This is a genomic window from Bacillus pretiosus (genome assembly GCF_051294775.1).
Lineage (GTDB): Bacteria > Bacillota > Bacilli > Bacillales > Bacillaceae_G > Bacillus_A > Bacillus_A wiedmannii.
In genome coordinates, this window is sequence record NZ_JBPPHF010000013.1 from 1 (window position 1) to 11,444 (window position 11,444).

Below are 11,444 nucleotides of genomic sequence, written 5' to 3' on the forward strand. Positions count from 1 at the left end.
TAAGAAAAGAAGTGGTACTAAAATAACCATTATTAAAGATATTCTTTGATATGGATTCATATAAAGACGCCCCTTTATGGATAAATAGTATTGTATGTATATTTACAATTGAGTAACGTTGAAAGTTAATTATTTATAATGAAAATTTCATTTTATTTTAGTTTATAATCAAAAAAGAGCACTTTATTAAGTGCTCTCGTGACGAGATTCATTTTGTAATGACTATTTCAATTTATAAAGAAAGGAACACAGAATATTATATGTGCGTGCAATCAATTGAGTTCGTTTTTTACAAACAAAGAGCAGCTAGCAAAAACTAACTGCTCAATACAAGGAGATACAGAGAAAACTAAATGGATTTTGGCATACAGCCTATCAACATTATGGACATAACATTGATTTTTATTCGAAGGAATTCATATTTTATAAATTAGATTATGATAGTCGATATTCTCCATATTGACCAGAATAGAACCAAGAATTCTAGTAAAATTCCAAGTGTTCTTTTCCTCGTTTTTTGAAATTCTTTTACTAAATAGCCAACAGCACAAATTGCTAGAAGAATGAAAAGAGAAAGTTCTAGTGTAACTGGCATTTGATCTACTCCTAATACATTGTTTAATTTATTATATAACAATTATAAGATGTTTTGTGGTTAATGGTGAAAAATTAAATAAAACTATCTCTATATGTAAAAAGGCCCGTTGTCTCCAACAGGCCCTTTCCTAAAATGGCAAAGAGTAACTCTTACCTTACTCTTTGTTCATATAACACAAGATTGTTAACGAAAATCCAAGGCCCTTTATATTGAGAAATAAAGAAGAGTCATTATAAAGAGTTTTATCTTTTTTCATAAATAAAAGAGCAGCTAGCAAAAACTAACTGCTCGGCTGGTTCTCCAACAGGGGGAAAGGAGAAAGGTTAGGGACTTCATTAAATGAGTTATGGCCATCGCCTATCTATATTATTGACAAAATATTAAGTTTTATTCCAGCGAACCTAAAAAGAGCAGCTAGCAAATGCTAACCGCTCGGTTCTCCAAGGGGAGCAAGGAGAAAATCTAATGTCATTTACATTATTGACGGAGTATTGAGTTTTATTCAAAGGGGGTACTAATTATGTAGGTTACACGAGAAGTCCTATTAACATCCAGGCTGCCCCGATCAGAATTAAAGTTTCGAATGTAATCCAAAACTTTCTTTTTTCTGGTTTTTGAAATTCTTTAATTACAGAAAATATGGCACTTATTCCTACAAGAGTGAAAAGAGCAATTCGGATTGTTTCAGTCATTTGCATCACCACCTTAGATTTGAATAGTTTAATTATATATTAATAACCATTTTATAGAAACTTAATAACATAATCCTTTTAATAGAAAGCGAGGAATAACAATGGGAATCGGAAACCGCGGAATGGCATTTGAAATGCTTATCAATCTAGTAAATGAAATGTATCAACGAGGCGGAGTGGCGCTAATAAACAAGCATCTGACTCCTGCAAAAGTGTCCGTGTGCTGAGTAGGATTCTATGAAGCTGAAAAGTACAGTAGATTATGGCGGTGTGTATAAGGGATGAGCTATCGCATTTGAAGCAAAATCTACAAAGAATCCTACACGATTTGATTTAAAGAACATTGCACAGCAACAATTAGATTACCTGGAGAAAGCAGAAAAGATGGGAGCGATTTGTTTCTTCCTAATTGAATTTAGTTTAAATCGCCGTATCATTATCTTACAAGCTCATTAGATGGCCGAAGTATTGAGCTAGCTTTACGGAGTATAAACGAGAAGGTTGAGGGTAATCTTGAAATTGAAAGAGGAACTTCTTCCTTTTTTATTTCTCTCTATTAGATAGGTTAACTATGAGGGGTTCTGTAAAACATATTTTTTGAATTAATTAATAGTATAATATATAATTAAATAGATGTTAAAATGTTAACTAGTTGAAAATGGGGAAAGAAAAGTGAAGATTATATTTGATGTGGTTAAAGATGAAAATTTTGATTTTACTTTATTAGAAACAAAATTGCTAAAAACTTTTAAAGAAGTGGATAATATAGCAATAGTTGAAAAGGTTGAAGATAAAATTTTTGAAAAAGGTGATGTACCAACCCATTTGGCGGAGATTACTATTAATGTTACAGGAAAGAATATCGGATATAGATCAGTTTCAGCTAGTATATTTATTGTTCTTGAAAGTCTATCAATAAAACTATTCAATATTAATATTAGTATACATTAAGCATCCAATACGGGTGCTTTTTTCTTTGTTGTATAGAAATTACACATTAAACGTGAATTTGAAAAAAATGGACATTTAGATTAAAGGATATCTATATAAATAGGTAGAATCTAATTATTTGGTTCACATTTTAATCCAAGGGGTACAAATTCGATGCGGCGTGAAAAGGATTTGTTGAAACAATGGAAGGCGGATTTATAAGCTATTCAAGAAGAGAAAAGGCTGAAGAAGAAGGCTAAAAAAAAGAATAAGAAATTTAGCATTCCGGGTAATACAGCTGACTTCATGAACAGCAAGAATACTTATCATAAAGAGAACGGGGTATGGAAGCAAAGAAATAAATAATGTGAGGGTAAATAAGTTTGATTAAGTTTATAGCACTTATTGTAGGTGCTGCCGCGATCTGGGCGGCGTCTTGTTTGTTGTTAAGGAAAGATAAGGGGGAAATAAAAAAGGGAGCTAATGCCCTCTTTTTTGGATGTGGTAATTAATCGCAGATTGGTATTCCAAGCACTCTTAGAGCTAATGCTACTTGAAGAGAAATCTCTAATCTAGCAATTTCAATACCAGCTACTGAGAGAACTAAAAAAGGTTGTCCATTTACAAACACAACGCAACTATCCATGGTTACGCTTCCTTTCTAGCAATCTACTATAGTATATGAATTTAACATTAATATGTAATAGTTAGATTAATTGATTTAATAAAATTGATAGATTAGCCCATTTAAACAAAACAAACGAACACAACGATTGAAAATAGAGAAGTGAGATAGACTTGCAAATTGAAAAATTATTAATCTAAAATACAAAACATAGACTAGCAAACAAACTATTTCTACCTTTTAATCATAGAATATGATGAATTCTATTTTTAGAGGAGGGAATCATATCTATGGGATGGAATAATAATTTTGGACATTCTCGGGATTGTAATAGCTTTTGGGATGATTTAGTATTTTGCGGATGCGGTCGTAGACGTAGAAGAAACGATTTTAACGACTGTCATTGTAGACGCGACTGTGATTGTGATGAGTGTCGTCGTAGACGCAATCATGACCGCGATCGTGAGCATAATCATGATGATCGTCGAGAATGATAAAGCCTTTTGAAAGAGTGCATATCTTAATCGCACTCTTTTTTTATTATGTTTTTATTAGTACTCATTAACCCGAAGGGTACAGTTTCAATTTGATTGAACATCTAACAAAACAAATGAACACAACGAACGAAAAAGAAAAGCAAAATAATTCCTGCTTCATGGAGAGCTCGGATTAAATCAGCGATAGCGAAGATTAATCCAGTGAAGTAGAATTCTCGTTCTGAAACCCTAGTTCCATTTTCTAATTCTATCTTTTTAAATTTCATGTTCAAAACCTCCTTTTATATATAGGGGAAAGGGCTAAAGGTTTTAGGCCTTACAAGTTTATATACAAATTCAAAAGGCGTTCTCCACATAAAAATACAGATAGTTAACAACGTCCTGTTTACGTGTGCGGAAAAAACGACGGTATTATTGGCTTATAGTTAATTTTCGGAAACTTATACGGACGAAGGAGAGATATGAGATGATTCTTGGGTATGCTCACGTATCTACGCAGGAACAAAACTTAGCAAGACAACTCAAACAGTTAAATGATTATGAATGTAATTATATATTTGAGGAGAAAAGTGAAGTTACTGGTGTAAGTCGCACGGTTCTTTATGAAAGAGCGAAAAAAAGGGAGTTATGTAGATTTTAAAGTAGCGAATCCGCTGCTTTTTTATTTTATAAAGAAGCATTTTAAACATTTTTTATAGCGTTGAATACTTATGTAAATATGGAAAACAGATTTGATTCTTGGAATGAGGGGATCGATGTGGATATAACACATACTATAGCGAGAATAGTGGTTAATGGGAAAGATCTTCCGTTTACTTCAGTAAGAACCTCTGCTTGGATTAATGGACCTGCGAATGATTTAATTGTTACGACTAGGCAAAGAGTGAATGAGCTTTATCGATTTATGTGGTCACGGGTGCCAGTTATGCTAACAATGTATTTCCTTCAGGGTGCTGACGTAATGCGATTTGCTAGAGTTGCAGGAGTTGATGAAAGTATAACAGGAGAATATATATATCATTTTATTTGGTGATAAGATGAAATTTAAGTAGCCTATCAGCTGCTTTTTATTAAAAAAAGAACCTGAGGTTTTGCAGGTTCTCTTGATAATGATTTATGAAGTAAGACCCGAAAATATAATACAATGATTCGAAAATGAGTTCAAGAGTGTTTGGTGATTCAAGCCGCCCTATAGTCTTTGTTTTTAAGCTTCTTTCTAATATCCATAAATCCAATAATCATTATCGCCATGCATATTAATTTGAGCCAACGAACTTCCTGGTGGTACATTAGCCCAGAGAAGAATTCATAGGCATATAACAAACCGACAATTGGAAATAGCCAAGTCATAAATTTCAAATCTTTTAGATGAAACTTATAATTATTAATTTTTTTCCACATATGTATCAACTCCTATTGTTATGAGGTTCTGTAGTTTTTCTTTTTGAAATCTCGCATGTTGAGGATAAAGAATAGAAGGAAGATAACAGCTCCGATGCCATTAATCCAGTAGTATGTGCGCCCTGTTGTGAATCCGTTATAGAATTCATAGGCATTCCAAATTACAAGAAGTACGGAGCAGACAGTAGAGATCATTAATGAGCTAAAACTTCTCATGATTTTCACCTCGATTCAAAATATTAGAACTTATTTATAATTTTACATTTAAATAATTAGATTTACAAGAATGGGAATAAAAAAGAACCCGCTGGAGTTCGGGCCCTTTTCAGAAGTGATGATGTTTTCTCGGCTTAGGAACTGAGAAAATACAAAAATATAATACAACGAGATTTTGGGAATTTCAATACTAAATTAAATATTATTGTGAAGGGAATTATATCATTTGATGAAGAAACCAAGGTAGTGATAAAGTATATGAGTTTTTAAAAAATGAGTAGGATATCTTAAGGAAACATAAAATTATTGAAATTTTTGTATGAATTCATTAATATGGAATTATATTTATTGTTTAATTGATTCCGTTTATTCCCACACCTTTTTTTGTGTTGTGGTTGAGTTGTAGAAACAAGTTGCGTCTTGTTTCATTTGTGAAAGGGCTTCTTTGAGCCGATTAGTGTATATATAGCTTTTTTTGCTATGCACATTTTTAATCGACTTGAAGAAGCCCTTTTTGTGTTGTTTTCAAGTCTGTTTGATTGGTAGAACCCATTATTACACTGGGCAAAAATTATTATTTAGGGGGATTTATTTATGATTATCAGTTATGAAGTATCTTTATTTTGTTCTGCGCATCCAGATGAACTTATTCCAAGTTTACGAGCATTACGAATGAGAGTTACAAAAGAAGGAGCATTTTGGGAACGAGATTGTTATCAGTTTTCCATTAAACCATCAAACTTGTCACAGCGAGCAGCAAAACAAGCAGGGGAATTCTATTTGTATCATGTTCATTTTAATGGATGTGTACGGGATTTCCTTTTTTTATTGGAAAGATGTTTTAGAGGGACGAATTTTCGTTTTACTGCTATCCGTGGATTTTTAGATGTAGAAGGGTATTCACTTAAGAAATGGAAGTCAATTCTACGTAACCATCATATAGACTCTGCAGATGTAGATTGTATTTTCAAGAAAGATGATCTTGTAATGATTGTGCATCAGCACGGATGTTTAGAGGTGGTTAAGCGTGCGGAAAAAGGCGAACAATTAAAAAAAGTAAACTTCCTAGAGGTAGATAGCTGGTTACAAGCACTAAATCCGACAAAAGAGGATCTATTCTCTTTAACAGGTGTGAGTGTATCGTAATGAGTGATTTACATAACTATATGGAAGTGTACAAACAGAGGGAATGACAGAAATCCGTAGGGCAAAATGACTATGAATTTCTGTCTTTTATTTTATTCAGGAGGATTTTAGTATGAATTTATTTGAACTTTTTGGTTTAGAGGTAGGAGAAGACATAATGGTACAAGATGTGAGAACAGATAAACAAGTTCGCAATCGATATAGTTATGATGTAGGTGAGAAATTAGTAGGAGCAAAGAAAGAGATACGAGCTTTAAAAGAATCATTTTTAGTATCATTTTCTTTAGAAATTTTAGCTGAAATTGAAAAAGAATCTCTAGTAGAGGCGCTAAATGCATTGGATCGAAACACATTGATTCCATTCTCTTTTGAACATGAAAAAGAAAATGATGTCCCGCCACGTGTTGCAAAGTTAAAGCAACTGCTAGTGGGCAGAATTAATAAGAAACCAATTGTAGATACACCGACTGCAAGGAAACTATATGTTCAAGCATGTAGAAGAATATGGCATGATATACAGTCGGTACATACCTCAGAACAATGGGTAGATCTTGTTGTTTCTTATGGTATGGAAATGAGCAATGGTTGGTCTGCATTTAGAAAAAATAAGAATGTAACATTCACATTCAAAAGAATGGTAGAGGAATATTTTGATGAGTTTGTTGATGCAGATGGTATGGAATTATTAATATTAGGGAAGAAATTCATATCACTTTGTACAAGTTCAAAAAGTATTAATTCTACGTACCTTCGTGTATCACATGAATTAACATGGAATGATTTACTTACGAAAAAGGTTACGACTCGTAAGAAATCCGCAGCCGCTTGGAGTAGGAAACTACCAGATGCTTTGCAAAGAATAGGGCCAGGAGTAAAAATTGCTACCAAACCTGAAGACGTAGTTACTATGTTTGGATTAAAGGGAATGCAATTTGGTCATTATTGCACCGAACAATATGCAAAAGAGCATATTGGGCATGTATCTGAAGCGTTATATGATTTGTCTCGTATATTGGGGATTCCACCTGAGTATATAGGATTAGGAGGACGCTTAGGACTTGCTATTGGCGCGAGAGGAAGCGGCAATGCATTAGCGCATTATGAACCATCTACCAAAGTAATTAATTTAACTCGTGATAATGGAGTTGGTGCATTGTGTCATGAATGGGGACATGCATTGGATCATTTCTTAAATGATTGTAGTCATGATTTTCAAAATGGTAGCATTGCTTTCTTATCAACTGGCAAGAGTATCGGGAATATCTTGCCTGCTATGATCAAGGAAAAGGTGCAAGCTGTGTTAGATGCTTGTAAACAAGGAAAAGTAGCCAGAGTAATCAACGTGGAAAATGCATACAGTCGAAAGTGGTATTTCTATGGTGGTGTTATTGATAGTTATGATGTGTTTAAAGGAAATGTTTCAAATATTTTAGAATCACATCATACTAGTTTGTGTAGGAAGCTTGATACTTTATCAGGAGCAACAAAGACACGTATGGAGCGCAAAATTGAAAAAGAATTTGAGAAAACCGCGCAAATGTTAGCTGCATATCATTTTAAAAAAACAGGCGAAAAACTTGGTGAAATATCCTATCAAGTGAAAGGGTCTGTATACTTTGATACAGCCATTAAGTTAGATAAGAAGAGAACCAAAAAGTATTGGTCTACAAATCATGAGATGTTTGCTAGAGCATTTGAAGCATATGTAGAATCAGCTTTGCTAGATCAAGAACATAGAAACGATTATTTAGTTTGTGATACATATTCTTTTGTATATCCGTTAGGAGAACAAAGGGAACATCTAAATAGAAGTATAAAGAGTTTAATGGAAGTAGTTGTTCCATATATAATAAATAGTATACAAGGAGTGGGGAAAGATGAATTATAACATACAAAAAGGACAATTTCGTTTAACAACTGCACATCCAAGAGGAAGTTGGTGGGAATTTTATCGTGTTCCATGCCCAATCTGTAATGGTATTGGAAACTGTATGCTGCATGTTTCGCAGGAGAAAGTAGCATGTACCCGTGTAGAAAGCAAATGGGTATACGGTAAAAATTCAAGCAATCCAAGTTATATCCATTATCTAAATGGTAAGAAACAGTATCAATTACCAGATGTAGATGTGGTAAAGGGGCATAGTAAGCGTAGTAATGAAGAATTAGATATATATAATCGTAATTTAATTGAATTCATACCATTAGAGGAGAACCATCATACACATTTACTTCAAGATAGAAAAATGACTGAGGAACAAGTGCAGGTACGTCAATATCGTTCTTTCTTAAAGCAACAAATTGAGTTAAATGATGACAATACGTATACAAGTATTTGGGAGAAGTTATTTAAACAAATGGGCGAAAAAGATTGTTGGCAGGGAATACCCGGCTTTTATGAGATGAAGAAAGGACATCTTTCTCTTCGTTTAATGGCAGGTTTTCCAGGGATTATGATTCCGTTCAGAAACCAATATAATCAAATTGTTGGTTGGCAAGTTCGTGTAGATGAAGTAAAGAACACTGTTCATGTGAAATCTGGACCTACAGGTATACAAGCCGAACTAGTCCAACAGCCTAATGTTGTGAAAATAACGAAAAACGGTGATTGTATCTATGAAGGAAAACTAGAGATAGGAAAAAATAAAGAGTTAATAATCAGCGGGGAAAAAGTTGTTGTAAAGATACATAAAGGTCAAAAATACTTATGGATCTCTTCAGCAAACAAAAATCAAGGGACTGGTGCAGGAGGTAGTGAAAATCCACTTCCTGTACATGTAGCGGTGCCAAGCTCACATTTGAAACATTGGAAATCTGGTACGCTGCATCAAACAAAATCTGTGATGATCACAGAAGGGCCTATGAAAGCGGACTTGATTGCTGATTTAATTCCCAAAAGGTTAAATAAAGAAGAAATATCTAACGTAGGGACAACAGTTCTTGCAATTCCAGGTGTAAATGCATGGCGAATTGCTATGCCTGTATTAAAAGACATGGGTGTAGAGAATGTGTATTTAGCATTTGACGCAGATTTAGTAGAGAACGAGAAAGTAAGAACGGCCTTAATTGCTTTTGCGACAGAATTAAAGAAAGAGGGCTATAATGTGACGATTGCTGCATGGAATCCAGCACAAGGAAAAGGTTTGGATGATGCTATGCAAGCGGGCTTTAAACCTGTATTTAAAAGGTTATAAGGAGGAATATGATGAGACTAGTGGATTTGAGTGTTGATATTGTATTCAAATATGCACTTGGTTTAGAAGGAAATGAGAATTTACTAAAAAGGTTTTTAAATGTTTTATTACGAGAATCTCTTTATGAAGAAATTACAGATATAGAAGTAAAGCATTTGTTAGAAATTAATAGAATAAGTAAACATCCTATGATGGAAGTTATGGCTCAGTTAGAGAATAAAGAGAGAGTTTTGTCATTCTTAAAATTGTATCACCATTATTTAGATTTGCGAGCTACTCTCAATAGTGATATAAAAATAAACATAGGGATTCAAGTTTGAGACAAAAAAGTGTTGCCATGAAATAAAGATTGATTAAAAAAAATATAAATATACATTTTATAGCAAATTAAAAAGATTCATTTTGAATAAATTTTAGTCAAAATGAATCTCTCACTTTTTAAATTAATTTTCAATTTTATAAAAGTTTAATCATTTTTTGTAATGATTGTCCAGTTAATGGATTAACCTTTAGAGAAACCAAGTAAGCAGAACTAAAATTATATAATATAGAAAAAGGTAGACGACTAATCATAACCCCTTGTTTTCCTTAGAGAAGAAGGTATTAGATTCTAAGCAAAATTTATATTTGTTTTACTTTAATACGTTTCTTATTGAAAAATATTGAAACAACTAACAATAATATTCCTATTGCAAATAAAACTAGGTTATTTGATGATCCCCCATTATTCAATCTTTCCAATATGCTAGAAATATTAATAAGCCATGTCTAACTGGAAAAAAACAATCCTAATAAAAAATAGTAGTGCGAACCAATGCCTTGGTCTGCACTATTAATCTTAGTATATTTATATTACGCTTTAGGTAAAAAGATGAATTAAAAATCATAATAATAAAAGTGATTTTGCATATCTTTAGAAAGTCTAGAATGACATTTATAAAACTCTAAAATTAAAGATAAGTAGATATTTGATATAACTGGAACGTTAAGTCAAATGGTAGTCAATCCTCATTAATTATTTTTTATTCAGAGTCTACTATTCGGTTTTTTATGCTTAATATAATGACCTTCATACCGAGTTCTAGAGTTTGAAATCAAAAATTAAACAGTTTATACATTTAATTCGAGATTATAAGTCTAATTGATGTTAAAAATATCGGAATATTGAAATTACTGTAATATAATCATTGAATATTTTATGATATTCTTGTATTATAATGGAAGTCCTGAATGAAAAATATGTATTTTAAACCAAAAAAAGTTAATATGGAGGTTAGTTATGAAAAAGTATATTTCACCAACAATTGTCGAGTTCGGAAATGCTTCAGATTTAATAAAAGGCTGTGGAGGCTGGGGTTGTGAACTTTGGATGCATAATCATTCCTACAGATGGGTTGGTGATAGATGTTCAGATTATACTGATGGAGAATCAGGCGAATGCTAATTAGAATCTAATATAAAATAAAAGATACTTACTTTTTTCATTATGAAAAAAGTAAGTATCTTTTATTTTATATTAAGAATAATTTTTTATTATTTTAGTACGTAAAGACTTTTAAAAACCATATGGAAAATCATACTTATATTTCCCCACATAAAAATTAAAATTTGATTGAGGGAAGCAATTAATTAGTATCCTAAGGGGAGTTTGAAATATTGGTATAATTACACTTATTCTACTTTTAATAATTTTATAATTTATTAGTTGCTTAATTCTTTTCATTTACTACTAAGGTGATATTTGGTTTTAGTGAGATGTGTTTTGACAGGTTTAAAAGACTAGTATTATGAAAATTATTACAATTTATTTGTATAAAAATAAAAAAATGTCGAAAAAAATCGGAATAAAATGTAAATTTATCCTTGAATATGGAAGGTTATTGTTATATTATAATTTATGTTCAGGACAAAAATGGAATAAAAATCAAGAAAATAGATTAAAATGTAAATTTATCCTTGAATATGGAAGGGTAATATTATATTATAATCATCGTTCAGGACAAAAATGGAATAAAAAGAAAAAACAGGAGGAATATTTATGAAAAAGTATGTTTCACCAACAATTGTCGAATTTGGAAACGCTTCAGATGTAGTAAAAGGCTGTGGAGGCTGGGGTTGTGAAGTTTGGTTAAATAATTATTCTTACAC

Annotated in this window: 14 protein-coding genes and 3 pseudogenes; 11 read left to right on the top strand and 6 right to left on the bottom strand. The window is 32.2% G+C overall.

Annotated features, from left to right (window positions below; all coding sequences use genetic code 11):
* Window positions 1-1,125: 1,125 nt before the first annotated feature.
* Window positions 1,126-1,290, bottom strand: a complete 165-nt coding sequence (locus ACSG5Z_RS29035) for a hypothetical protein (protein WP_026593040.1) — start codon at window positions 1,288-1,290, stop codon at window positions 1,126-1,128.
* Between the two features lie 101 nt (window positions 1,291-1,391).
* Here ACSG5Z_RS29035 and ACSG5Z_RS29040 point away from each other — a divergent pair.
* The 3 genes and pseudogenes from ACSG5Z_RS29040 to ACSG5Z_RS29050 form a co-directional block, all read left to right on the top strand.
* Window positions 1,392-1,734 (top strand): annotated as a pseudogene (locus tag ACSG5Z_RS29040) (Holliday junction resolvase RecU); the annotation flags it as partial.
* 228 nt (window positions 1,735-1,962) lie between these two features.
* Window positions 1,963-2,241, top strand: a complete 279-nt coding sequence (locus tag ACSG5Z_RS29045; RefSeq protein ID WP_435712683.1) for a hypothetical protein — start codon at window positions 1,963-1,965, stop codon at window positions 2,239-2,241.
* A gap of 153 nt (window positions 2,242-2,394) precedes the next feature.
* Window positions 2,395-2,586, top strand: a pseudogene (locus ACSG5Z_RS29050) (hypothetical protein).
* A gap of 142 nt (window positions 2,587-2,728) precedes the next feature.
* Here the strand turns inward: ACSG5Z_RS29050 and ACSG5Z_RS29055 are convergent.
* On the bottom strand, window positions 2,729-2,866 hold the full coding sequence (locus ACSG5Z_RS29055; protein ID WP_000376554.1) for a DUF3956 domain-containing protein: 138 nt from the start codon (window positions 2,864-2,866) through the stop codon (window positions 2,729-2,731).
* 269 nt (window positions 2,867-3,135) lie between these two features.
* On the opposite strand from ACSG5Z_RS29055, the gene ACSG5Z_RS29060 reads away from it, so the two are divergent.
* Window positions 3,136-3,339, top strand: a complete 204-nt coding sequence (locus ACSG5Z_RS29060) for a hypothetical protein (protein WP_435712684.1) — start codon at window positions 3,136-3,138, stop codon at window positions 3,337-3,339.
* Window positions 3,340-3,443: 104 nt separating this feature from the next.
* Here the strand turns inward: ACSG5Z_RS29060 and ACSG5Z_RS29065 are convergent, their stop codons facing one another.
* Entirely contained in the window at window positions 3,444-3,608 is a 165-nt protein-coding gene (locus tag ACSG5Z_RS29065; RefSeq protein ID WP_435712685.1) for a hypothetical protein, read from the bottom strand.
* A 200-nt stretch (window positions 3,609-3,808) separates the two neighbouring features.
* Here ACSG5Z_RS29065 and ACSG5Z_RS29070 point away from each other — a divergent pair.
* Window positions 3,809-3,890 (top strand): annotated as a pseudogene (locus ACSG5Z_RS29070) (recombinase family protein); the annotation flags it as partial.
* A gap of 170 nt (window positions 3,891-4,060) precedes the next feature.
* The gene (locus ACSG5Z_RS29075) at window positions 4,061-4,375 is read left to right on the top strand and encodes a hypothetical protein (RefSeq protein ID WP_435712686.1); all 315 of its coding nucleotides are present in this window, start codon (window positions 4,061-4,063) and stop codon (window positions 4,373-4,375) included.
* Window positions 4,376-4,521: 146 nt separating this feature from the next.
* Here ACSG5Z_RS29075 and ACSG5Z_RS29080 read toward each other — a convergent pair whose 3' ends face one another.
* Window positions 4,522-4,743 carry a hypothetical protein gene (locus tag ACSG5Z_RS29080; RefSeq protein ID WP_435712687.1) on the bottom strand — a complete coding sequence of 74 codons (222 nt, stop codon included), beginning with the start codon at window positions 4,741-4,743 and terminating at the stop codon, window positions 4,522-4,524.
* 18 nt (window positions 4,744-4,761) lie between these two features.
* Complete coding sequence (locus ACSG5Z_RS29085; protein ID WP_435712688.1) at window positions 4,762-4,959, bottom strand: hypothetical protein; 198 nt, start codon at window positions 4,957-4,959, stop codon at window positions 4,762-4,764.
* Window positions 4,960-5,553: 594 nt separating this feature from the next.
* Here ACSG5Z_RS29085 and ACSG5Z_RS29090 point away from each other — a divergent pair.
* The 4 genes from ACSG5Z_RS29090 to ACSG5Z_RS29105 all read left to right on the top strand — a co-directional run bounded on the left by ACSG5Z_RS29090 (window position 5,554) and on the right by ACSG5Z_RS29105 (window position 9,616).
* Window positions 5,554-6,105, top strand: coding sequence for a hypothetical protein (locus ACSG5Z_RS29090; RefSeq protein WP_435712689.1), 552 nt, complete (start codon window positions 5,554-5,556; stop codon window positions 6,103-6,105).
* Between the two features lie 112 nt (window positions 6,106-6,217).
* Entirely contained in the window at window positions 6,218-7,993 is a 1,776-nt protein-coding gene (locus ACSG5Z_RS29095; protein WP_435712690.1) for an LPD1 domain-containing protein, read from the top strand.
* The gene (locus tag ACSG5Z_RS29100; RefSeq protein ID WP_435712691.1) at window positions 7,983-9,296 is read left to right on the top strand and encodes a DUF3854 domain-containing protein; all 1,314 of its coding nucleotides are present in this window, start codon (window positions 7,983-7,985) and stop codon (window positions 9,294-9,296) included. Before ACSG5Z_RS29095 ends, ACSG5Z_RS29100 begins: the two co-directional genes overlap by 11 nt.
* A gap of 11 nt (window positions 9,297-9,307) precedes the next feature.
* The gene (locus tag ACSG5Z_RS29105) at window positions 9,308-9,616 is read left to right on the top strand and encodes a hypothetical protein (protein WP_435712692.1); all 309 of its coding nucleotides are present in this window, start codon (window positions 9,308-9,310) and stop codon (window positions 9,614-9,616) included.
* A gap of 301 nt (window positions 9,617-9,917) precedes the next feature.
* Here the strand turns inward: ACSG5Z_RS29105 and ACSG5Z_RS29110 are convergent, their stop codons facing one another.
* The gene (locus tag ACSG5Z_RS29110; protein ID WP_435712693.1) at window positions 9,918-10,037 is read right to left on the bottom strand and encodes an LPXTG cell wall anchor domain-containing protein; all 120 of its coding nucleotides are present in this window, start codon (window positions 10,035-10,037) and stop codon (window positions 9,918-9,920) included.
* 538 nt (window positions 10,038-10,575) lie between these two features.
* Between ACSG5Z_RS29110 and ACSG5Z_RS29115 the strand changes: the two genes are divergently transcribed.
* On the top strand, window positions 10,576-10,740 hold the full coding sequence (locus ACSG5Z_RS29115) for a hypothetical protein (RefSeq protein ID WP_435712694.1): 165 nt from the start codon (window positions 10,576-10,578) through the stop codon (window positions 10,738-10,740).
* Window positions 10,741-11,444: the final 704 nt, after the last annotated feature.